General features: G+C 62.5%; 19 protein-coding genes. 9 read left to right on the top strand and 10 right to left on the bottom strand.

From position 1 onward, the window contains the following. Positions 1-104: 104 nt before the first annotated feature. Positions 105-1,403: an Nramp family divalent metal transporter gene (locus tag NXY83_RS01090; RefSeq protein WP_258804285.1), complete on the bottom strand. Its 1,299-nt coding sequence runs from the start codon at positions 1,401-1,403 to the stop codon at positions 105-107. A 128-nt stretch (positions 1,404-1,531) separates the two neighbouring features. Beyond that, entirely contained in the window at positions 1,532-2,473 is a 942-nt protein-coding gene (locus NXY83_RS01085; RefSeq protein ID WP_258804284.1) for a dihydrodipicolinate synthase family protein, read from the bottom strand. Positions 2,474-2,640: 167 nt separating this feature from the next. On the opposite strand from NXY83_RS01085, the gene NXY83_RS01080 reads away from it, so the two are divergent. Beyond that, positions 2,641-3,687 carry a LacI family DNA-binding transcriptional regulator gene (locus NXY83_RS01080; RefSeq protein ID WP_258804283.1) on the top strand — a complete coding sequence of 349 codons (1,047 nt, stop codon included), beginning with the start codon at positions 2,641-2,643 and terminating at the stop codon, positions 3,685-3,687. 247 nt (positions 3,688-3,934) lie between these two features. Here NXY83_RS01080 and NXY83_RS01075 read toward each other — a convergent pair whose 3' ends face one another. From NXY83_RS01075 to NXY83_RS01045, 7 genes are all read right to left on the bottom strand, one after another. Beyond that, a complete protein-coding gene (locus tag NXY83_RS01075) occupies positions 3,935-4,366 on the bottom strand; it encodes an acyl-CoA thioesterase (protein WP_258804282.1) in 432 nt (143 codons plus the stop codon). A 519-nt stretch (positions 4,367-4,885) separates the two neighbouring features. After that, a complete protein-coding gene (locus NXY83_RS01070) occupies positions 4,886-5,914 on the bottom strand; it encodes an Ldh family oxidoreductase (protein ID WP_258804281.1) in 1,029 nt (342 codons plus the stop codon). 292 nt (positions 5,915-6,206) lie between these two features. Then, complete coding sequence (gene ppsA, locus NXY83_RS01065) at positions 6,207-8,612, bottom strand: phosphoenolpyruvate synthase (protein ID WP_258804280.1); 2,406 nt, start codon at positions 8,610-8,612, stop codon at positions 6,207-6,209. A gap of 157 nt (positions 8,613-8,769) precedes the next feature. After that, the gene (locus NXY83_RS01060; protein ID WP_258804279.1) at positions 8,770-9,588 is read right to left on the bottom strand and encodes a pyruvate, water dikinase regulatory protein; all 819 of its coding nucleotides are present in this window, start codon (positions 9,586-9,588) and stop codon (positions 8,770-8,772) included. Beyond that, entirely contained in the window at positions 9,578-9,928 is a 351-nt protein-coding gene (locus tag NXY83_RS01055) for a CBU_0592 family membrane protein (protein ID WP_258804278.1), read from the bottom strand. The genes NXY83_RS01060 and NXY83_RS01055 overlap by 11 nt, the downstream gene beginning before the upstream one ends. 87 nt (positions 9,929-10,015) lie before the next feature. After that, on the bottom strand, positions 10,016-11,485 hold the full coding sequence (locus tag NXY83_RS01050; protein ID WP_258804277.1) for an alanine/glycine:cation symporter family protein: 1,470 nt from the start codon (positions 11,483-11,485) through the stop codon (positions 10,016-10,018). A gap of 456 nt (positions 11,486-11,941) precedes the next feature. After that, entirely contained in the window at positions 11,942-13,303 is a 1,362-nt protein-coding gene (locus NXY83_RS01045) for an aspartate aminotransferase family protein (RefSeq protein ID WP_258804276.1), read from the bottom strand. Positions 13,304-13,428: 125 nt separating this feature from the next. Here NXY83_RS01045 and NXY83_RS01040 point away from each other — a divergent pair, with 125 nt between their 5' ends. Then, positions 13,429-15,015 (top strand): PucR family transcriptional regulator, encoded by a 1,587-nt coding sequence (locus tag NXY83_RS01040; protein ID WP_258804275.1) that lies wholly within the window; start codon positions 13,429-13,431, stop codon positions 15,013-15,015. An 89-nt stretch (positions 15,016-15,104) separates the two neighbouring features. On the opposite strand, the gene NXY83_RS01035 is transcribed toward NXY83_RS01040, so the two are convergent. After that, positions 15,105-16,604 carry a CoA-acylating methylmalonate-semialdehyde dehydrogenase gene (locus NXY83_RS01035; RefSeq protein WP_258804274.1) on the bottom strand — a complete coding sequence of 500 codons (1,500 nt, stop codon included), beginning with the start codon at positions 16,602-16,604 and terminating at the stop codon, positions 15,105-15,107. A 194-nt stretch (positions 16,605-16,798) separates the two neighbouring features. On the opposite strand from NXY83_RS01035, the gene NXY83_RS01030 reads away from it, so the two are divergent. The 7 genes from NXY83_RS01030 to NXY83_RS01000 all read left to right on the top strand — a co-directional run bounded on the left by NXY83_RS01030 (position 16,799) and on the right by NXY83_RS01000 (position 22,692). Beyond that, positions 16,799-17,044 carry a hypothetical protein gene (locus tag NXY83_RS01030; RefSeq protein ID WP_258804273.1) on the top strand — a complete coding sequence of 82 codons (246 nt, stop codon included), beginning with the start codon at positions 16,799-16,801 and terminating at the stop codon, positions 17,042-17,044. Positions 17,045-17,134: 90 nt separating this feature from the next. Then, positions 17,135-17,851 carry a GntR family transcriptional regulator gene (locus tag NXY83_RS01025; RefSeq protein ID WP_258804272.1) on the top strand — a complete coding sequence of 239 codons (717 nt, stop codon included), beginning with the start codon at positions 17,135-17,137 and terminating at the stop codon, positions 17,849-17,851. Positions 17,852-17,858: 7 nt separating this feature from the next. Continuing rightward, on the top strand, positions 17,859-18,452 hold the full coding sequence (locus tag NXY83_RS01020) for a short chain dehydrogenase (protein WP_258804271.1): 594 nt from the start codon (positions 17,859-17,861) through the stop codon (positions 18,450-18,452). Positions 18,453-18,899: 447 nt separating this feature from the next. Beyond that, positions 18,900-19,748 (top strand): substrate-binding periplasmic protein, encoded by an 849-nt coding sequence (locus NXY83_RS01015; protein ID WP_258804270.1) that lies wholly within the window; start codon positions 18,900-18,902, stop codon positions 19,746-19,748. Between the two features lie 19 nt (positions 19,749-19,767). Continuing rightward, positions 19,768-20,508, top strand: a complete 741-nt coding sequence (locus NXY83_RS01010) for an amino acid ABC transporter permease (RefSeq protein WP_258804269.1) — start codon at positions 19,768-19,770, stop codon at positions 20,506-20,508. A gap of 56 nt (positions 20,509-20,564) precedes the next feature. Further along, positions 20,565-21,374, top strand: coding sequence for an amino acid ABC transporter ATP-binding protein (locus NXY83_RS01005; RefSeq protein ID WP_258804268.1), 810 nt, complete (start codon positions 20,565-20,567; stop codon positions 21,372-21,374). A 52-nt stretch (positions 21,375-21,426) separates the two neighbouring features. Beyond that, a complete protein-coding gene (locus NXY83_RS01000) occupies positions 21,427-22,692 on the top strand; it encodes an NAD(P)/FAD-dependent oxidoreductase (RefSeq protein ID WP_258804267.1) in 1,266 nt (421 codons plus the stop codon). Positions 22,693-22,705: the final 13 nt, after the last annotated feature.

Genomic DNA, 22,705 nt, shown 5'->3' with positions numbered 1-22,705 from the left:
GTAATATCGCAGGCCCGCTGACGGGCCACGCGACAGAGGTAAAGGCAGTGTCACCGCCGTTTTTTGGCGGGGACACTGCCTTTATTTGTTGGTTTTCGAGCTTTCTAGCCGATGAGGGTGGTGATGAGTCTGATGGAGGAGGCGATGATGGCGATGAGGCCGATGGCGGCGAAGAGGTTCTGCCACCACTTGTTGCGGAGCTCGCCCATGATCGAGGCCCTGTTGGCCATGATGACGATGAGGACGCCGAGCACGGGTGCGATGAGTACGGTGAGGGACTGGGCGATGACGATCAGTGCCACGGGTGAGGACTGGAAGGACAGGGTGATGATCAGTCCGAAGGCAAGGATCATGCCGGTGATGATGCGGGCGGTAGGTGATCCTGCTTTGGCGCCGCGGCCCAGGCCGTCGGAAAACATGGTGCCGCCGGCGGTGGCGTTGGCGATCATGGATGAGAACGCGGCTCCGGAGAGGCCGAGGGCGAAGAGCTTGGCGCCGATGGGGCCTGCCAGAGGTGCGAAGACGGAGGCGAGGGCGTTAATGGTTCCGGCTTCGCCGCCGGTCTTGCCGAGCACGGCGGCGGCGACCATGATGACCAGTGCGGTCATGATGCCGGGTGCGACGATGCCCGGGATGGTGTCCACGAGGGTGATGTCGCGGTAGTCGGCGCGGGTGCGGCGGTGTTCCTTGATGCCGTAGGAGGTGTAGAACGCGGCGTTGATGGAGAAGTTGGTGCCGACGAGGGCGACGATGAGGATTTCGCTGCCGGGCGGAAGTGTCGGGACCATGCCTGCCATGGAGCGGTACCAGTCGGGTTGGGCGACGAGGGTGCTGGCGATGAAGGCCAGGCCCATGAGGACAACGATGACCAGCAGGGCCTTTTCCACGATCCCGTAGACGTTTTTGAAGGCCAGGACGAAGCCGACAGCAGCAGTGCACACGACGGTCCAGAGGACCGGGGATCCGCCGAAGACCAGGGAGAGTCCCAGGCCGGATCCGACGGCGTTGCCGACGGAGAACATCAGCGTGATGCCAAAGACGCCGAAGCCTGCCAGGACGCCCACCCATTTGCCGAGGTGTTCCTTGATGGAGGTGATCAGGGAGGTGGGTGTGACGATGCCGAGCCGGACGCTCATGTCGGTGAAGAAGATCATCAGGAGGGTGGAGACGGCGATGACCCAGACGAGGCTGTAGTCGAAGCGGCTGCCGGCCTGCACGGCGGTGGTGAGGTTGCCGGGGCCGAACTGCCAGGCTCCGACGACGAAGGCCGGGCCCATGAGGGCGAGGTAGCCCAGGAAAGTGCGGTGTTTCTTGGTGGTGCCTTGGGCCGGGTTTCCTTGCTGGGTTGCCATCTGTTCTTCCCTAGGTCCGGGGCTGGTGATGGTCTTATTCTTCTCGCGCATCGGCGAGTCCTCCTTATACAGCTACGTTGCTGGGGGGCGTCGTTGGCCCGGGGTGGAGAGTAAAAAGCTGGGGAACGGGCGGCGGGCCGAGGGGCCCGCCACCCGTAAAGGACCCTGGAGGGGCCGAGTTAGACGGCAGCGGTGGTGGTGGCCTTGCCGATGTTTGCGGCGGCGAAGGCTTCCGCAATTTCGGTTTCGGCGCCTTCCGGCAGGGGCAGTAGCGGGGTGCGCACTGTGGCGTGGTCCAGAATGCCGCGGTTCACGAGGCCCCACTTCAAGGCGACGGTGCCCTCCATGTGGGACCCGCGGTGGTAAACGTTCTTGGTCACTGGGAGCAGCCGCTCATGAATTGCGTGGGCACGCTTGTAGTCCTGCGCCTTGCCGGCCTCGATCAGTTCGACGAGCAGTTCGGGGGCGATGTTGCCGTAGCCGACGAGCAGACCGTCGACATCGAACATTGTCGGCAGCAGGTACTCGTCATGGCAGGACAGCACCTGCAGCTCGGGGTACGCGGCGCGCAGCGCGGGGATCTCGGTGTACCAGCGGCGCATGTTCCGGACACCGTTCTTCGTGGCAAAGACGCCCTCCTGGCCGGCGATCTCCAGCTGAGTGTCGAGGTCGTAGGTCGCCTTGGTGTTGTCGGGGTACTGGAACAGGATCAGCGGCAGACCGGACTCGTCATAGATTTCCTGGTAGCGCGCCTGCGGCGCACCCTTCTGGTAGCCGAAGCGCAGCCACCCGTGCGAGGGGTAGACGAGACCGGCTGCCGCGCCGGCCTCTACGGCCTTCTTGGCCTCGAGGGCCGCGGTCTTGTTGCCCTCCTTCGTGATGCCCGCCACGACCGGCACGCGGCCGTCGGTCGACGCCACGAACGCGCGGATAACGTCCAGCTGCTCCTCTTCGGTAAGGAACGTGCCTTCGCCGGCGTGCCCCAGGACGACGAGGCTCTTCACGCCCTCAACCGATCCGAGCCACGAACCCAGACGCTGGATCGCAGCGAAGTCGACAGCGCCATCTTCGGTGAACGGGGTGACAGGTGCGGGGCTGAGTCCGCGGAGATCGAGTGTCATTACAGCTACCTTCTTGTCTTCATTGATGGTCGGCAGACCCGCTACTCTGAGAACGTTTGCGGGAACGTTTTCAATATTGCACCGTGTCCCACGTCACTGTCAAGAGAACGTTTGCAAAAAGGAGGAATAGAGTGTCTGGTACGCCCCTTTGGATAAGGAGAACCGCCATGGAACCGGCCGTCCCCGGCACGATCGTCACACTCAAAGACGTTGCTGCTGCCAGCGGCGTGAGCATCTCCACCGCCAGCCGCGCCCTGGATGAACGTACCGCGTCGCGCTCCGCGGCAGCTGCACATGTGCGCAAGGTGGCCGAGGAACTCGGATACCGCCGGAACTCATTCGCCTCCAGTCTTCGCCGCGGTGAGACACGCACCCTCGGAGTGCTCGTCCCGCGCCTGAGCGACACGGTAATGGCGCTGATGTTCGAAGAACTCGAACGTGCGGCAGCCGCCCGCGGCTACTTCGCCATGGTCGCCACCAGCGGAGATGATCCCGACGACGAACAACGGGCGGCCGAAACACTCCTGGGCCGCAACGTCGACGGCCTCATCCTGGCCACCGCACGGCTCGACGACGAACTCCCCCGGCTTCTACGCAAACGCGGCGTCGCCCACGCACTGGTGCTCAGAACCGACGGAGAAAGTCCTTCAGCGCTTGGTAACGACGAGGTAGGCGGCTATTTGGCGGTTCGCCACCTGGTCGACCTGGGCCATGAGGATATTGCAGTTGTCACCGGGCCCTCCTTCACGTCCTCAGGCCTCGCGCGGCTGACAGGTGCTCGCAGGGCGCTGGATGAAGCGGGTCTGAGCGCGCGCAAGGACTGGCTCATCGCCGCAGGCTACGGCATCGAAAATGGATACACGGCCGGGGAGTTTCTCTTGTCGAAAAGTACGGAAAAACGGCCTACGGCGGTGTTCGCGGCAAACGACAACATCGCCATGGGCGTGATGGCAGCTGCCCACCGTTCCGGAATCACCGTCGGCGAAGACCTGGCCCTGGTTGGATATAACGACACCCCTCTCTCGGCGAGGCTGCCTACTCCCCTATCCTCTGTCCGGGTTCCGCTGGACCAGATAGCCGGCACAGCCATAGACCTCATCGTCAACCCCCGCAAGGAACCTCACATCCGCTACGCGATGCCTACCCTAATTCCGCGCGAATCCAGCGGGAGCCCCCGCCGTGGCCAGGTGGAACCGGGAAGTCTCCGCCCTTAGGAGCAACACACCACAAAGAAGTGCTGCTCACCAGGTCTCCTTGAATCAGCTCTACCTCGCCAACATGAGGCACACCCAACTTGGCACCGGCGGCTAGCTTGACGGAATATCCATTATCGGCGTACGAAAATCGAGCGGGGGAGTGCCACAGGGAGGAGATATATCGCGCGACTCTTGTTTCCCAGGCGGGGCCCCTCTGATCTGCAGTAGAACTGTTGACGGCATAGGTTTTCGCGCAGGGACGTTGCTAGCCGTGGGGCGTTTCCGTTAGGTGGTGCGTGGGAATCCTGTCTCTGTCGTAGGTGATTTCTTTGTAGCCGTGCGGCTCGGGCTTTCCCTCGCTGTTCAGGTTTACGAATACGATCTCCTCAATGGTGAGGATGCTTCGCCGAGTGATCATGTTTCGGACTTCTGCTCGCATGGTGAGTGAAGTTCGGCCAAATTTAGTTGCCGTCAGACCCATTTCGATGAGGTCGCCCTGAACGGCTGAGCTGACGAAGTTGATTTCCGAAATGTACTTTGTCACCGCCCTGCCATTGCCCAGTTGGAGGATGGCATAGATTGCTGCTTCCTCGTCAATCCATTTGAGGAGACTGCCACCGAACAAGGTGCCGTTGGCGTTTAGGTCTTCTGGGCGCACCCACTTTCGCGTGCGGAAGGTTATATCGGTGGATTCCATGGTGAGACCTTACTTCTGCAGCCGAGATGACTGGGTGTTTATGTCTCCCTGGCGAAATCTTGCATGGCCTAGCAGTGACGACGCTCACTGGATGGGCTATTGCTCTAACAGGGGCAAGGCTGTTGTGAGCACAACCGGGCCAGACTCGTTCCGCAATCAAGAGGACCGGAGGGAGGGCCGGGTTGCCCGAGTCTCCCTTGGCGGCCATCCACAGATAAATCGGCAGGATTTCGCGAGTACCCGAGCGTGACCGCCCTGGCACAAAAGAGTCGGAATTTTTTCAGGCTTTAGTCCGAAGCGGCAAGGTGCTCTGCCCACAACCGGGGACAATTCTGATCGGTTATCCACCGCTCTCGCTGATAGGGAGCTACCCCAACGGCTCCCAAATTACAGCCGTGGATAAACCGAATTGGATCCCAGCCCTGGACGGCGCAAAGTCACCCTGGTTTCGGCGCTCCAGGCGGGCCTCGTGAATCCACTCCGAAGCAGGGCCTTAGAGGTTACTGGGCTGGGGAAAGATTATGACGGAGTCGATCTGCTGTGCCCCGGCATAGGAACGTTGCATTCTTCGGCTACCTGCTCCATTGCGTTCCAGGTAAAGGGCTTGATCCGAATGCCGTCGACCTTCCGCTGTTCCGTGTTTTCCGCTGACCGCTCTCCCGGAACTCTGATGACGTCGGCACCCTCAGCTACCGGGGTGTCGTTTATGTACTTGACGAAGGACTCGACTTCGTTGGCAAAGTCGCCCAGTGGGCGGAGTTGCTCGATGTTGATGGCGATGATGAGCGCTCCTTGGAGCTCCTGGGCTGGGTCATTGGAGACGGTCCCTGCGGTGGTGAGGGCGCCTGCCAGTGCTTCGGCGATCAGAGCGAGGCCAAAGCCTTTGTGCCCACCGAACGGCTGGAGAAATCCCCCGGGAGTGACCCAGCCTTCGGGCAGGGCTTCTCCCCTGTCGCGCCACTCTGACAGGGTGCCTAATGCGACGGTGCTGGTTGCGATGTCGAGAACGAGGTGAGGGGCCTGTGCGCGGGGTATCCCTGCTGCGATCGGGTTGGTGGACATTCGGCCTTCCAGGCCGCCCGGTGGCGCAACCGCCCTTCCGGAACCGCTGTCATTGATGAAGATGAGCGTGGCCATCCCTGCGTCGGCTGCTGCCTCGCAGAAGTAGGAGAGCCGGCCTGCGTATTCGCTGTTGTGCACGGCTACCGCTGAGATGCCGCGGGTTTTTGCCCGGTCGACGGCGAGTTCTGTCGCGTCGCGGAGGACTGTGTGGCCAAACCCGCAATTGCCGTTGAGGCGCACCAAGGACCCGTTGTCGAGCTCTATGGAGGCCGAGGCCGCCGGGTCAGCGTGCCCTTCCCTGACCCTGCCGACGTACTCCGGGAGGCGGCGCATGCCGTGGGATTCGTGCCCGGCCAGTTCTGAACCGACGATCTGGCCCGCCATGTAACTCGCGTCAGTTTCGTTGGTGCCGACGGCGCGTAGCACCGACGTGGTGAAGTCTTCCAGTTCTTCTGCACTGCAGAGGAACTCCTGGGTTTCCGTCATCTTGTTCATACTCCTGCGTGTTCGTCCTGCTTTGGTGCCGAGGGCTTCAGGTCAGAAGTTGCGTCCAAGCGTTTAGCGCTGCGTTGATATATTCCTCGACCTACTGCGTACCGATGATCAGCGGCGGGGAGAACTGGAGATCCCCTTCTTGGAACCCACCCAAGTGCATTGCCGTGCTCCTACTAATGCTTCAAAAACCAGACAGACGGCTGTCCGGGTCCAGGAGAAGGAACGGCCATTCCAGGCACTTCATTATCGGCGGCTGCAATGGCCGTTCCTCCCCGAGGCCAGGTCAGCTCGCTTCCACTCCATCGCCTGCCCTGACCGGAACCTGGGTAAGACGAAGCCAGGTATCCACCACGGTGTCGGGGTTGAGGGAGACAGAATTTATGCCTTCCTTGACCAGCCATTCTGCGAAGTCGGTGTGGTCGCTGGGGCCTTGGCCGCAGATGCCCACATATTTCCCGCGTTCCTGGCACGCCTTGATGGCCATGCTCAGGAGCTTCTTGACGGCAGGGTCGCGTTCATCGAAGCCGGCAGAGACGATGGCGGAATCCCTGTCCAGTCCCAGGGCCAGCTGGGTCATGTCGTTGGAGCCGATGGAGAATCCGTCAAAGTACTCCAGGAAATCACCGGCCAGCAGCGCGTTGGACGGGATCTCGCACATCATGATCACCTCCAGGCCGTTCTCGCCGCGGACCAGTCCGTTTTCCGCCAACAGTTCGATCACGCCGCGGGCCTCGTCGAGGGTCCGCACGAAGGGGATCATCAGCTTGACGTTGGTCAGGCCCATCTCGTTGCGGACGAAGGACAGGGCTTCGCACTCGAGGTCGAAGCAGTCGCGGAAGGACGGCTCCAGGTAGCGTGAGGCGCCGCGGAAGCCGAGCATTGGGTTCTCTTCGTGCGGCTCGTAGGCAGGTCCGCCAATCAGGTTGGCGTATTCGTTGGACTTGAAGTCGGACATCCGCACGATGACGGGCTCCGGCGCGAAGGCCGCCGCGATTGTGGATACGCCTTCGGCGAGGCGTTTGATGTAGTAGTCGCGCGGGCTGTCGTAGGCGGCAATCCGCTCCCGGATTTCCGCGGCCACGTCCTGCGGCTGGCTGTCCAGGTTCAGGAGTGCCTTGGGGTGGATGCCGATCTGGCGGTTGATGATGAATTCGAGCCGGGCCAGGCCAACTCCGTGGTTGGGCAGCTGAGCGAACGTGAACGCCTGTTCCGGTGTGCCGACATTCATCATGACCTTGACGGGGGCCTCTGGCAGCTGGGTGATCTCGGTTTCATCGATGCTGAAATCCAGGAGCCCTTCGTAAATAAGTCCGGCTTCGCCGTCCGCGCAGGAGACAGTGACTTCCAGGCCGTCGGAGAGGGCCTCGGTGGCGTTTCCGGTGCCGACGACGGCGGGAATTCCCAGTTCGCGGGCGATGATGGCCGCGTGGCAGGTCCGTCCGCCGCGGTTGGTGACGATGGCAGAGGCGCGTTTCATGATCGGTTCCCAGTCGGGGTCGGTCATGTCCGCCACCAGGACGTCCCCGGTTTTGAAGGCGGCCATCTGGTCGATCGCGGTGAGGATACGGACCTTGCCGGCACCGATGCGCTGGCCGATGGCCCGGCCTTCGGCGAGTACTTGGCCGGTTTCGTTGAGGCGGAAGCGGCTCTGGCTCCCGGGCGCGCGGCGGGACTGTACGGTTTCGGGGCGGGCCTGCAGGATGTACAGGCGGCCGTCGATCCCGTCCTTGCCCCATTCGATGTCCATCGGGCGGCCGTAGTGGTTCTCGATGGCGATGGCGTGCCGGGCGAGCTGCTCGACGTCCTCGTCGCTGAGGCTGAAGCGGTTCCGCAGCGAAGCCTCAACCGGGACAAAGTCGATGGTGTGGCCCACTTCGCGGTTGCTCGTGTAGGTCATCTGGAGGGCCTTCTCCCCCAGTCCGCGCTTGAGGATCGCCGGGCGTCCTGCCTGAAGGGCAGGTTTGTAGACGTAGAACTCGTCCGGGTTCACGGCACCCTGGACCACGGCCTCACCCAGACCGTAGGAGGAGGTTACGAACACGGCGTCCTGGAAGCCCGATTCTGTGTCCATGGTGAACATGACACCGGAGGCCCCGACGTCGGAGCGCACCATCCGCTGAATCCCGGCCGAGAGCGCCACGTCGGCGTGTTCGAATTTGTGGTGCACGCGGTAGGCGATGGCCCGGTCGTTGTAGAGGGATGCGAACACATCCTTGATGGCGAGCAGGATATTTTCGATGCCGCGCACGTTCAGGAAGGTTTCCTGCTGGCCGGCGAAGGACGCGTCGGGAAGGTCTTCTGCGGTCGCGCTGGAGCGGACGGCCCAGGAGAGGTCCTCGGAGTCGCCGTGTTTGTCCACCAGCTGCTGGTAGAAATCGCGGACCTGCGCTTCAAAGTCCGGCAGGAAGGGTGTCTGGCGGATGAGGTCACGAATCTCCTGGCCGGCTGAGGCGAGGGCGGTGACGTCGTCGGTGTCTAAACCTACGAGGCGGTCAGCGATTTTCTGGTCCAGGCCGGAATCGGCCAGGAAGCTGCGGTAGGCATCTGCTGTCGTTGCGAAGCCGTCCGGGACAATGACTCCGGCGGAGGTGAGGTTCTGCACCATTTCCCCGAGGGAGGCGTTCTTACCGCCCACGCGGTCCAGGTCCTTGAGTCCGAGTTCTGAGAGCCAGAGTACGTCTGTTGTCATTGTTACTGCTCCTTTGCAGGTGATGGCGTGCAGGTGTCCCCCACCGTTCAGGCGGCCGCCGGTGGCGGGGACAAATTCTTGTTTAGGGTGACAGGTCTTTGGGGCTTCTTTCCATGTGGCATGACCTGAGTCACATGATGCCTGTGGAATTGTTTCGTCAATGCTTAATGTTCATGCGCTGCAGGATGGTGGCTGCCATTTCCTCCACGGAGACGGTGGCCGAGTTCAGGTAGGGAATTCTGTGGGATACGTACAGTTGCTCTGCGCTGCGCAGTTCGAAGCCGCACTGCCGCAGGGAGGCGTAAGGGGAGCCGCTGCGTCGTTCGGTACGGATCTGGCTCAGGCGCAGGGGGTTGGATGAGAGCCCGAAACACTTCGATACGAAGGGCCTGAGGGGCTTGGGCAGCCCTTCCCGTTCAAAGTCTTGGTCCACCAGCGGGAAGTTCGCTGCAAAGATGCCGTGTTGCAGCGCCAGGTACATGGTGGTGGGCGTTTTGCCGCACCGGGACGGAGCCACCAGGATGACCTGGGCTTTTTCCAGTGCACGCAGGCTCTGGCCGTCGTCGTGTTCCATGGCATATTCAACAGCGGCCATCCGGGATTGGTAGCGCGCCGCATTCCCCAGCCCGTGCGCCCGCCCCGGTTCCCCGCTTGCGGGGGTCCCGAGCGCCTGCTCCAGCTGCCCCACATGGGTACCGATCAGGTCCACAATGATTCCCTTACATCTCGAGAGGATCTGCCGGACATCGCTGCTGACTGCTGTGGAAAAGACGATCGGCTGCGGGCCGTTGGCGGCGGCGTTATCGATGGTCTTCACCACGGATGTGGCTTGCTCGGCTGTTGTGATGAAGGGGATGGTAATGCGGTCAAAATGGTTGGCGGGGAACTGCGTGAGCAAGGTGTTGCCGAGCGTTTCGGCGGTGATGCCTGTACTGTCCGAAAGGAAATAGACCGGCCGGAGGTTGTCATTGGTCATGAACGCATTCTCCGCTAATGCCAGCGCCGGTGAGTCGTCCGGCCGTGTCATGGGTGTCCGGGGAAGGTGTCGGCGGGGTGGCAGCTGGTACCACCGGCGCCGCGCGTGCGGGACGCATGCGAAGGAGCGCGATGGCGGAAATGAGGAACCAGGCGACATTTGCTGCTACGGAAGGCCGTGCCTGGTGGACGGCGCCGTTGAGGACGAAGGCAGAAGCGCCGAGGAGGTTTGCGGTCTGAAAGGTCCTGCCTGCCTTCAACCATCCCATGGAGACCGCAAGATAGGCGCTGAGTATCGCTGCGGCCCCTGTCCACCCGGCTATTTCCCACAGCAGTTCCACGATGTCCTTTCAGGGAGTATTGACTGGCGGCCACTAAGGCGGGGGCGCGGACCCCGGCGGCTTGTGCGTGAAGCAGATTCAGCGATTTCAAATCGACTTTGCGCCGTCCTGCTGGGGCGGTGCAGGAGCGTCTGAGGATTCCCAGAAGGACGCGCCCTTGATGCCAGCCGTTGCCGGGTGAAAAACGGGGTCGAGCCCCAGTTTCTTCTGGCGTTCATAGTCGCGCAGTGCACGCACGGCGATAGGGCAGAGGAAGGCAATAGCGATCATGTTGAACCATGCGATGAGGCCGTAACCGATGTCCCCGAGTGTCCAGGCAAGTTCTGTGCTGCGGACAGTGCCGAGGTAGACGGACAGCAGAACACCGGCCTGGACAATGCGCGCGAGGACGCCTCGGGAGGTGCCTGTCAGGTACACAATGTTCGTCACGCCGTAGTAGAAGTACGACAGTATTGAGGTGAAGGCGAAAAAGAAGATGGCAACGGCCACTATGCCGGCGCCGAGGTTTATCCCTGGGAAGATCGTGTCCACGGCGACCTGGGTAAACTCTGCACCTGGTTTCACTCCCGGGAGGTTCTCGACAATCGGGGCCCGGCCCTCAGGCAGTATGTTGTACGCGCCGGTGGACAGGATCATCACGCCGGTGGCTGTGCAGACCAGCACGGTGTCGATGTACACGGAGAATGACTGGACCAGCCCCTGCTTGACCGGGTGGGAAACCGAAGCCGCTGCGCCGGCAAAGCCGCCTTCTCCCACACCTGCGACGTTGGAATACAGTGAGCGCCTGACACCCCAGGACACGGCGGCGCCGATCATGCCGCCGTAAAGAGCATCCGCCCCGAACGCGGAGGCCAGTACCAGCCGGATGACTTCAGGGATGGCCTGAAAATTCATGACGAGGACGACGAGGGCAAGCAGCACATAGGCGGCGGCCATCGCAGGCACGGCCTTCTCGGCAAAGGCGGCGATGCGCCGGGTTCCGCCAAAGACGACTAAAGCAGTGAGGACGACCAGGATCAGGCCCGAGATCCATGTTGGAATACCGAAGGCTGTATCCAGCGAGGTCACGATGGTGGAGGACTGCACTCCCGGGATCAGGAAGGTATAGCAAATGACGGCCACGACAGCGGCAGTGACCGCAAGCCACTTCAGGCGAAGACCCTTCTCGATGTACCAGGGAATACCGCCTCGGTACTCGCCGTCCGACTTGACCTTGTAGATCTGGCCGAGCGTGGCCTCGATGAATGCACTGGATGCGGTAAGTGCGGCAGTGGCGATCATCCAAAACAGTGCACCAGGACCGCCAAAGGCGATGGCGGTTGCAACGCCGGCGATGTTTCCAACACCAACCCGTCCGCCCAGAGCCATCGCAAATGCCTGGAAAGACGTCGTCCCGGTCTTTGAACTGGCGCGCCCGAAGAGGCACTTGACCATTCCCTTGAGGTGCCGCACCTGCACGGCCCGCGTCGCAATTGTGTAAGCCAGCCCGCTAATAAGGGTGACGTAGACGAGCGGGTCCCAGATGAAGTCGTAGATAGTGCTGAGGAGGTTTTCCAAGTGATGCTCCTTCTGCATAAGAGACACCAATGTCCCTTGAGCAAAGCTCTATGCCCTGCGATGGTGATCTGTTGGCCACTTCTTGAGGCCTTTGTAGAGCAACGCCGGCGGGCGGAACGCTTGGCTGCTGCATCATCCGCTTGTTGCCAGATTGTCAGACAATCAGTAAAAAGCCTAGGGTGTGACCTGAGACATGTCAAGGTGTGGCTTGCTGCATAACTCGGCCCCGACTGACGAGCTGTCGTTGCCGGGGCCGAATAGCTCCCTGCATGCCAGGCAGCAGGGGGCCAGAGAAGGAACCGCCGCCGTCATTGCCGCGCTTCAGCGCAGTGGAGCCTCATTCGAGCGTCAGTGCTGGACCCTGAGATCCTTTCCGCGATCAGAGACGTCTGACAGATGAATCCCCGCCTTCGCTGATGCCCAAGGCGGGGCTTCATCAGTTTTGCCGCGGTGAGCCTAGATGCTGGTGGCGGTCAGGGCCTGGTCGTAGATCTCCAGTGCCTGCGCTACTTCTTCGGCGGTGACGACTGCTGGCGGGACGACGTGGATGCGGTTGTCGGCTATGAACGGCAGCAGTCCGCGCCCGAACAGTTCAGCCTTGATGCGTCCCATGTAATCCGCCGTGACAGGCGTACGGGTGGCGTGGTCCTGCACGAGTTCGAGTGCCCAGAAGACGCCGCGGCCGCGGACTTCGCCAACGACACTGTGCTTTTCAGCAAGCGCCTGCAGACCCGGCTCGAGGTGGTCCCTGCCGATGCGTGCGGCATTGCCGATGATGTCCTCTTCTTCGAAAGCCTCGATGGAGGCGACGATAGAGGCAGCCGCGATCGGATGCCCGGAGTAGGTCAAGCCGCCGGGGAAGACGCGTTCGTCAAAGGTGGCTGCAATCTCACCTGAAATGATGACGCCGCCGACCGGGATGTAGCCGGAGTTCACGCCCTTGGCGAAGGTGATCAGGTCCGGGGTGACGTTGAAAGCGTCGAAGGCGAACCAGTCGCCGGTGCGCCCGAAGCCTGCCATGACCTCGTCAAGGATCATCACGATGCCGTATTCATCGCACAGCGCCCGGACGCCTTCGAGGTAGCCGGGGGTCGGAACCAGGATCCCGGCGGTGCCCGGGACGGTTTCGAGCAGGATGGCGGCGACTGACTGCGGTCCTTCGGCCTGGATGACGCGCCGCAGGTGGTGCAATGCACGCTCGGTCTCCTGCTCCGGTGTTTCCGCCCAGAATTCGGAGCGGTACAGGTAGGGGCCGAAGACGTGGATGTGGCCGCGGGAGTATTCGTTGGGGATGCGGCGCCAGTCGCCGGTGGCCGCGATGGCCGAGCCGGTGTTGCCGTGGTAGGAGCGGTAGCGGGAGATGACCTTATCGCGGCCAGTGTGCAGGCGGGCCATGCGGATGGCGTTCTCATTGGCATCGGCGCCGCCGTTGGTGAAGAAGACCTTGTCCATGTTGGCCGGCGCGTGGGAGAGGATTTTGGCGGCGGCCGTGGAGCGGACGTGGTTGGCGGCTGCGGGCGCCACGGTGGCCAGGCTGGTTGCCTGCCGGGCGATCGCTGCGATGACCCTAGGGTGCTGGTGACCGATGTTGGTGTTGACCAGCTGGCTGGAGAAGTCCAGGAAGGTGTTGCCGTCGTGGTCCCACACGGTGCTGCCTGAACCGCCGGCGATGGCGATCGGGTTCAGTGACTTCTGCGCTGACCAGGAGTGGAAGACGTTGGCCCGGTCCAGGGCAACGACCTCGGCGTTGCTGAGGGCGGCGTTGGTGGCTGCGGCGTTGAAGTCTGCTGCGTGCAGGGTTGCCGGGCTGGCGACCATGACGGTTCCTCTCGGTAGGTGGATTGGGAGTTACTTCATCATCCGCTCGCAACGGCCTTGGCAGAGGTGTACGTTTGTACAATCCGCTCCATAGAGCTCGACGTTTTTACATCGGAAGGCCGGCCATGCCCCCAAGCCTCAATGTTCTCCTCCGCAGCCGGGCGCTCAAGCTCCGGCTCGTTGTTCCTGATCTGGGCTCCCCCAGTCTTGAAGAGCCCATCAACTGGGTGCACAGCTCGGATCTTGAGGATCCCACTCCGTTCCTTGACCGGGGGCAGCTCCTGCTGACCGACGGCAGCCAGTTCGCGGTTGACTCGCCGCCTACGGCGTCAGGGAATAGGGGGCGCACGTCATCTGAGGTATCCAACGAACGGGTATATCGGGAGTACGTGCGCAGACTGGTGGATCACGGCATCGTGGGTTTGGGCTTTGCGACGCAGGTGATCCACGGGACCTTGCCTCAGGGGCTGGAAGAAGCGTGCCGAAGCCAGGGCCTGCCTCTGCTGGAGGTCCCGGACCGTACGCCGTTTATCGCCATCATCAGGATGGTGGCGGACTACCTTGCGAGGGAAGAACATGCCCGGGCGGAGTGGTCATTACAGGCGCAGCGGGCACTGTCCCGCGCGGCACTGCGGCCTGATGGCCTGACGTCGATCCTTGGTGAGCTGGAGCGTCAGCTGCACAGCTGGGTGGCTTTGTACGATGCTGCAGGCAATTATGTCCGCATGCCGCGGAACCGGCCGGTCCCCTCGGACATCGCCGGCGAAGTGACCCAAAGGGTGCGAAGCGCCCTGGATCTTGGCACCCGCTCTGCCTCGCACCTGCACATTGAGGGCCAGTCGGTGACCCTGCAGACCTTGGGGCGTAAGGGAAGTCTCCGCGGCGCCCTGGTACTGGGTGCCATTGAGCCGCTGGACCCAGCCAGAGCAGACATCGTCAACAGCGTGATCGGTCTGGCCAGTTTGGCGCTCGAGCAGGCGCGCACCCTCGATACCGCCCGCCGCCATCTTCGCGCAGGCGTCTTTGAGCAGCTGCTTGCCGGCAGCATTGACGTTGCGGGCAAAACGGCGCGGCAGGTCTGGGGCCAGCTGCCCCGGGACCCTCTGCTGGTGACGGCATCACAGCAGGAAAGCCCGGCGCCTAACCTGCTCGAGGCGTTGGAGCTCCTGGCTGATGACCACCGCGGCGCGGTGTTCTACGCGTTGCGCGGTGAGCTGCTCGTGATCCTCGCCGGGCAAGCACACCAGGGCCGGGTCCTGGAACTGCTGGAGCGCCATGGCGCGGTGGCCGGTGTCTCCGGAGAAACGGTCATGGAGGCGCTGCCCGCTGCGCTCGAAGAAGCTACCCGTGCCGCCCGGCGTGCCGCAGAGCTTGGCCGGGCGCTGGTCAATTTTTCCGAGTTGTCCGAAGGCGGCATGCTGGGCCTCCTGCGGGAGGAAGAGGCCGGCCCTGTGGCCCGTGGTTTACTGCAGCCGCTGATCGCCCGCGACGCGGCTGAGCACACTCAGCTGCTTGAAACGGTCCGCGAATGGTTCGCCAATGACTGCGTGTGGGACAAGACTGCCCGGCGCCTGGGGGTGCACCGGCATACGCTCCGGAACCGGATTGACGCCGTCGGGCGGATCCTGGGGCTGAACCTGGACGGGATGCGTGACCGGCTGGAGCTGTTCGCAGCTGTGCAGTTCCTGGAAAAGGACGTAAGTTCCCGCTGACGTTAAGCAGGAGGGCCTCCGGCGCGAGGTTTGCGCCGAAGGCCCTGTTGTCAGGGGACCAGTGCCGGGTCCCTGACATCTTTTCCCCTCTAGTTCTGGGGGAAGCCCAGGTTGATGCCGCCGTGGCTGGGGTCGAGCCAGCGGGAGGTGATGGCCTTTTCGCGGGTGAAGAACTGGAAACCCTGGAGGCCGTAGGCCTTGGAGCTGCCGAAGATCGAGTCTTTGAAGCCGCCGAAGGAGTAGTACGCGACCGGGACCGGGATGGGCACGTTGATGCCCACCATGCCCACTTCGACCTCGTTCTGGAAGCGGCGAGCCGCTCCGCCGTCGTTGGTGAATATCGCGGTGCCGTTGCCGAACGCGCCGGAGTTGATCAGGTCCAGGCCTTCTTCGTAGCTGCGGACGCGGACCACGGACAGGACCGGGCCGAAGATCTCTTCGGTGTAGACGCGGGAAGTGACCGGAACATCGTCGATCAGGGTGGGGCCCAGCCAGAACCCGTTCTCGTCGCCGTCCACGTTGATGCCGCGGCCGTCCACGACCACGTTGGCGCCGTCTTCGAGGGCGACATCGATGTAGGAGGCGACCTTGTCGCGGTGCTGCCTGGTGACCAGCGGGCCCATGTCGCAGTTGCGGCGGCCGTCGCCGATCTTCAGGGTGGACATGCGGGAGGTGATCTTTTCGATGAGCTCGTCGGCGACCGGCTCGACGGCCACGATGACGCTGATGGCCATGCAGCGCTCACCGGCGGAACCGAAGCCGGAATTGATGGCGGCGTCGGCGGTCAGCTCGAGGTCGGCGTCGGGCAGGACCAGCATGTGGTTCTTTGCCCCGCCGAGAGCCTGGACGCGCTTGCCGTTCCGGGCCGCGGTCTCATAGATGTACTGGGCGATCGGCGTAGAGCCAACGAAGGAGATGGCCTTGACGTCCTTGTGTTCCAGCAGGCCATCGACGGCTTCCTTGTCGCCGTGCAGCACGTTGAAGACACCGTCCGGCAGGCCGGCTTCAGTGAACAGTTCAGCGAGCCAGTTGGCAGCTGTCGGGTCCTTTTCGCTGGGCTTGAGCACGACGGTGTTGCCGGCGGCGATGGCGATCGGGAGGAACCACAGCGGCACCATCGCCGGGAAGTTGAACGGGCTGATGATTCCGACAACGCCCAGCGGTGATTTGGTGGAGTACACGTCCACGCCGGTGGAGACGTTCTCGGAGTGTTCGCCCTTAATCAGGTGCGGGAAGCCGGTAGCCAGTTCCACGACCTCCTGGCCGCGGGTGATTTCGCCCAGCGCGTCGGAAACCACTTTGCCGTGCTCGGAGGTGATGATCTGGGCGAGTTCGCCCTTGCGCTCGTTGAGCAGTTCCCGGAAGCGGAAGATGATCTGCTGGCGCTTTGTGATGGACATGTCGCGCCAGGCCGGGAAAGCTTTGTGCGCCGAGGAGATGGCGGACTCGATGTCACTGGCGTTGGCCAGTGCCACCCGTTTGGTTTCGATGCCGCGTGCGGGGTCGAAGACGGGCGCGGTGCGCTCTCCGGAGGAGGGCGTTTCAGCTCCGCCGATCCAGTGGGACAGTACGGGAAGTTCTTGATTCATTGACACGCTTCTTCTCGCTTTCATCTATGAGGGGGTTGCCCGTTGGCTTGCCATCCACGCTAACGGGGCCGCGCAGGTGACCTAGGCTTACATTTGGAGTCCGATTGGCGGGTTTATCGACATATGTACATGGATTGAGGCGCAAGAGGCGCGAATAGCGTTTGAGCCAACAGCAGCCCTTTTCAGGAGAACAGATGAAACGACGCCGACCCGCTTATCTCGCCGCCGCCAGAACCGACACCCTTGCTGTCCGCACCGGGGAACACTGCCCGGAAAGCGGGTGGTGGTTCCCCGCGCAGCGTGAATTGGGCGAAGCCCCTTCCGCGGCGCGGTACATTAGCGAAGGGAGCGTCATGCCGGCGAACAGCGGCGTTCCCGCCCTGTGGCTTCCGGGCCGGACCAGGTCCGCGGCTGGAAAATTTGAAGAGCTGACCCGCTAGCCGCTGTGTCATTTACGTGCGGACCCGAAGCCGGTAGTCTTGTCTGACAATCTGCAATTGCAGAGCCGACTTTTAGCATTGGGGAAGCCCATGGCGGAAACGCACCTGTCATCAGATCCGGTGGCACTGCCACTACGGATGTCCCCGGTGGCTTCGGTGTCGCGCAGGGACGGCGTGATTAACGAAATCCGCCGCGCTGTTGTACTCGGCACGATCAAGCCTGGCGAGAAACTCACCGAGGTGCAGCTCTCCGAATGGCTGAACGTCAGCCGTCCCACGGTCCGCGAGGCGTTGAACCAGATGGCGCAGGAGGGCCTGCTTGTCCAGGAACCCTACCGCGGCCTTCGCGTGGCCACCCTGGACGCAGCGGCCATCATGGACCTCGCCAACACACGCATGGCCCTGGACATGCTCGCAGTCAGCGCCATTATCGAGGATGCCTCCGGTCGCCGGATGCGCATGGTGGAGGAAAGCTGGGCCGAATACAGTCAGGTCGAGATGGACCCGGACCCTGTTATCCGGCACGAAAGCCATCTGGCCTTTCACCGTAAGCTGTGGGCTGCCTCGGAGAACGCACTCCTGCTGCGCCTTTGGCCGGTCACCGAAGCTCACCTGACCATCATCCTCGCCCAGGACCAGGCCGCGCGGGCCGACCCGGTACGTGCCCACCGCGTCCACGAAAAACTCGTGGACGCCATCCGGACCAAGGACCTGGAGGTCATCAAAAAGGCCTTCACAGAGCACACGGTGCGCAGTGCTGAGGAGCTTATCCCGCTGCTTGACACTGCACCGTCAAAGAAGGGGTAAGAAGAGTATGAAAATTTTAATTGTGGGAGCGAACGGCCTGCTCGGTTCCGCGGCAGCCTCGGCACTGAAAGACCGCCACGAAGTGATCGAGGCATCCCGCTCCGGCAACGTGGCCGTGGACCTGACCGAGCCGGACTCCATCCAACGGATGTTCGACGAGATCGGCACGGTGGATGCGGTCATCTCCTGTACCGGAACTGTCCCCTTCAAGCCGCTGGCCGACCTTACGGATAAGGACTTCAGGGCAGGTTTTGAGGACAAGGTCCTCGGGCAGGTCAACCTGGTGCAGATCGGGCTCAGCCATATCACAGACGGCGGCTCCTTCACCCTGACAACCGGGGTGCTTGCCCGCGAACCCATCCTCACAGGCGTGGCCGCCTCACTGGCCAACGGGGCCCTGGAATCCTTTGTCATGGCAGCCGCAGCGGAACTTCCACGGCGGATCCGCATCAACGCCGTAAGCCCTTCCGTGCTCGCCGAAGCCACTGGATACCACGAGTACTTCCCCGGCTTCTCGCAGGTGCCCGCTGACACCGTCGGCCGTGCCTACGTCAAATCCGTAGAAGGCATCCAAACGGGGCAGGTCTACGCACTGGACTAATGGCCGCCGGTAGGCTTCGGCAGCAACGGCTCTTCCAATAGAGGCGGGTCTTCACAGAGGTGAAGACCCGCCTCTATGCATTAGCGCGGAAGGCCAGCGCCCACAGACGTAATGCGAAATTTACATGTCCTGAGAACCTCACCGCCGCAGCAGCCGCTTACTTTGAGGACTCAGGCCTCGATGGTTACGGGCTTATTTCGCACGGATCAGTGCTTTTTTCAAAACCTACTGGACGTGGTCCGGGTCACAGGGTTATGGTTGATCCACGCCGCTGATTGTAAGACAATAAAACAACCAAACCACCGAGGTCGGCACCACAATCAGCCGCTTCCTACAACGGACACGCAGCAATGTCGCTGCCGACTCCCGCTACTTCCCTTCGAGCTGGCAACCAGTCCTCCCCCAGCCAGTCCGGTAACCCCATTCCCGTAAAGAGGGTTTTTAACAATGACCAAAACAAGCAAAATCGTCCTTGCAGTCCTCGCTGTCATCCTGGTCGCCATCGCCGGCGGCTACATCGGCTCGGGCTTCCGCGGAAACAGCGCATCGGCAACGTCCGGCTCCGCCCAAGGAAACTTCATCGAAGACATCAAGAAGCGCGGTGAACTCCGCGTCGGCGTTGCCATTGCACCCCCGATGACGGTCGAGCAGGCAGACGGCACCCTTGGCGGTCCGAACCTCATCCCGCTGGAGGATCTGGCCAAGCAGCTCGGCGTCAAGCTGGTACCGGTGCCCGCGGAATGGAAGAACATCGTGGCAGGGTTGCAGGCCAACCGGTACGACTTCGCCGCGAACCTTGACTACACCGTGGAGCGGTCATTGGCGATCGGCTTCACCGACCCCGTGTACCAGTACCAGGGAGTCTTCGTGGTCAAGGCTGATTCCCCCTTCAAGACCGTCGAAGAGCTGCTGGCCAACGGCGGGCAGATCACTGCCGCGCAGGGCTCCGCCCCGGAAAAGGCGCTTCAGGGCCACACCTCGAACATCATGTCCGTGGACAGCTACTCCAACGCCATCTCCTCCGTCCAGTCCGGCCGCGCCATCGCCGAGTTCACCGATCTGCCCACCGCGGAATCGCAGGCCCAGGCGGACCCCAGCCTGAAGATCATCGTCCCCGAGCCTGAAATCTACTCCGCGTCCGCTGCCTACGGTGTGCCGGCCAGCATCGATCCGCGTTCCCTCCAGATCGTCAACGTCGCCATCGAACGGGCGCAGAAGAGCGGCCAGCTGAAGCAGGCTTACGCCAAGGTCGGCTACGTCGAAATCGACAGCCTCGGCGATCTTCGCAAGAAGTAGCTTCCGTTAGGAGCCCGTCATGAATGGATATAACTTCGACTGGAACGTGGTCGTAAGTGCCCTGCCTCGAATGCTTGAAGGCTTGGGGATAACGCTTCAGATCACCATCATCACCATCGTGATCAGCATGGTCCTGGCCATTCCCGTAGCGGTAGCCCGGATGTCAAAGATCGAGGTCATCCGCTGGGCCGCCCAGGGATACATCGAGATCTTCCGCTGCACACCGCTGCTGGTTCAGCTGTTCTGGATCTTCTACGCACTGCCCGCCCTCACCGGCGTAACCCTGCCGGGATACACGTCAGCGGTCATCGCGCTGACTGCCAACCTCACCGCGTTCATGGCCGAGACCTACCGCAGCGGCTTCCAGTCGGTGCCGGTCGAACAGGTAGAAGCCGGCAGGATGCTGCAGCTGAGCCGCTTCCAGCAGCTGCGCTACATCATCGTTCCCCAGGCCATGCGCCAGCAGCTGCCCGTCATCCTGTCCCTGAACATCTCCCTGTTCAAGGACACGGCATTGGTCTCCACCATCGCCGTCGCCGACCTGATGTTCCTTGCGAACACCATCTCTGCCCAAAACTACCGGGCGCTGGAGATCTTCACCCTGGCTGCGTTCATCTACTTCGCCATCGCGTTCCCGGTTTCGCTGATCACCAGTTCCATTGAGCGGCGCATGCAAAACAACGCAGCAATGGGCGGGGCCTCCCGGACCAGCGTTTGGGCCCGGATGATGCCTGGTGCGCGAGTGGCGGTGGCACGATGAGCCACTCGGCACTTACTCCGCAGGTTCCCACCAACTTCCCGCAGAAGGACAATGAAGTGAGCGAACAGAAGGGCATTCAGGTGGCAGCTCCCGAGCATGCTCCAGCCCAGTCCGGGAATGGGCAGGTACTGGTGGAAGCCGGCGGACTCCAAAAGAGCTTTGGACCCCGGAAGATCCTCCGGAACGTGGACTTCACCATGAACAAGGGTGACATCACCGTCATTATCGGTAAGAGCGGCTCCGGCAAGTCAACGCTGCTGCGTGCGCTTGCAGGCCTCACCGACCCCGACGAGGGCGAGATCGTCATCGACGGCCACACGGTGTTCGCCGGGCAGAAGCGCACCAAGGAATGGGAGAACATCCGTTCCGAGGTGGGCATGGTTTTCCAGGCCTACACCCTGTGGCCGCACATGAACGTGCTGGACAACCTGGTTCTCGCACCACGCAAGACACGAGGCGTCAGCGCCTCGGAAGGGCGTGACCGGGCCGAAGCAGCGTTGGCCGAAGTGGGCATGGCACACCACATCCTGAGCCGGCCCACCCAGCTCTCCGGCGGCGAACGGCAGCGCGTGGCCATCGCCCGGGCCCTGATGATGAAGCCCAAGCTCCTGCTCTGCGATGAGATCACCTCAGCACTTGACCCACCCGTGGCAGCGGAGGTCCTCGATGTCCTGCGCCGCCTGAAGGAAGAGGACGGCATCGCGGTGGCACTGGTCACCCACGACATGGCGTTCGCGTCCAAGGCCGCGGACCGTGTGGTGTTCTTCCACGAAGGCGAAATCGCCGTCAACGCCACCCCGGAAGCCGCATTCGACAACTGCGACAACGAAGACCTCAAAAAGTTCGTGGACGCCGTCCGTTTCTAGGCCCATCCCGCGACGCGGGCCAGGCATAGAACGGACCAAGAAAGGAAATACAGTGCATACCGTTGTTATTGGCGGCGGCGTTATCGGCCTTACCCAGGCCTACCACCTCGCCCGCGAGGGTGAGAGCGTCACCGTCATTGATGCCCGGGCCACCGGCCTGGGCGCCTCGAAGGTCAACGCCGGCTGGATCTGCCCGGCAGAATCGGCACCCGTGCCGGGACCGGGCGTGGTACTCAAATCGATGAAGTGGATGCTCCGCCCCGACAGCCCGCTCTACATCCGGCCCTCCCTAGAGCCGTCCTTCGTGCGGTTCATGCTCGGCATGTGGCGCAAGTCCAACGCGCGTGACCAGCGCGCGGGATTCGAGGGCCATCTGCGCCTCGCCGCCGATACACTCCAGATCTTCGATGAGTACCGGGCCGACGGCATGGACTTCGAGATGCACACGGACGGCCTGCTCATGGCGTTCATGGAGCAGGACAACTTCGACCACCACATCGACAACCTGGACCTGGCGTCCCAGTACGGACGCCAGCCGCGCGTTCTCAACCGTGACGCCGTTCACGAGCAGGAGCCACTGCTCACCGATGAAGTCCTTGGCGGAATCTACTTCCCGCAGGAGCGGCACGTAGACCCCGGCGCCATGGCCACCGCCCTGCACCGACGGCTGCTCGCAATGGGCGTCAAAATCATCGAGAACTCCCCGATCGACGCGGTTGACCGGAACGGCGACCGGGTCACCAGCGTGCACAGCGGCGGAAACCGCTACACCGCTGATAACTTCATCCTGGCCGCCGGCGCCTGGAGCGGAAACCTGTCCAAGCAATTCGGTGTGCCGCTGCCCGTGCGCCCCGGCAAGGGCTACAGTGTTGAGGTTCCCGCCCTGGGCCTGCGCAGTGCAGTCAACCTTTGGGACGCCAAGGTCGCAGTCACGCCGTTCAACGAACGACTCCGCCTTGCCGGAACGATGGAATTCGGCGGACTGGACGAAAAGGTAAACCAGGTCCGGGTTGATGCCATCATGCGTGCCCCACGCAAATACTTCCGCGGCTGGGAACCACCCGCAACGAAGCCCACGCCCATGGCCGGCATGCGGCCCATGACTCCAGACGGCCTGCCGGTCATAGGTCACCTCGGACACTTGCAGAACGCTTACGTTTCCACCGGCCACGGCATGATGGGCATCACCCTCGCTCCAGGCACCGCTGCAGCTCTCACCAAGCTGATCGTCCGTGGCCGCATGGAACCCACACTTCGACCTTTCACGGCAGACCGCTTCCGTGGCGTCCACCGCCAACAGCCGGTCCCGACCAACTAAGACACCTACCGAT

The organism is Pseudarthrobacter sp. NS4, assembly GCF_024758005.1.
In the GTDB taxonomy this organism is placed as follows: domain Bacteria; phylum Actinomycetota; class Actinomycetes; order Actinomycetales; family Micrococcaceae; genus Arthrobacter.
Note: the sequence above shows the minus strand (reverse complement) of the source record. Positions and strands in the feature narration are given on the sequence as shown.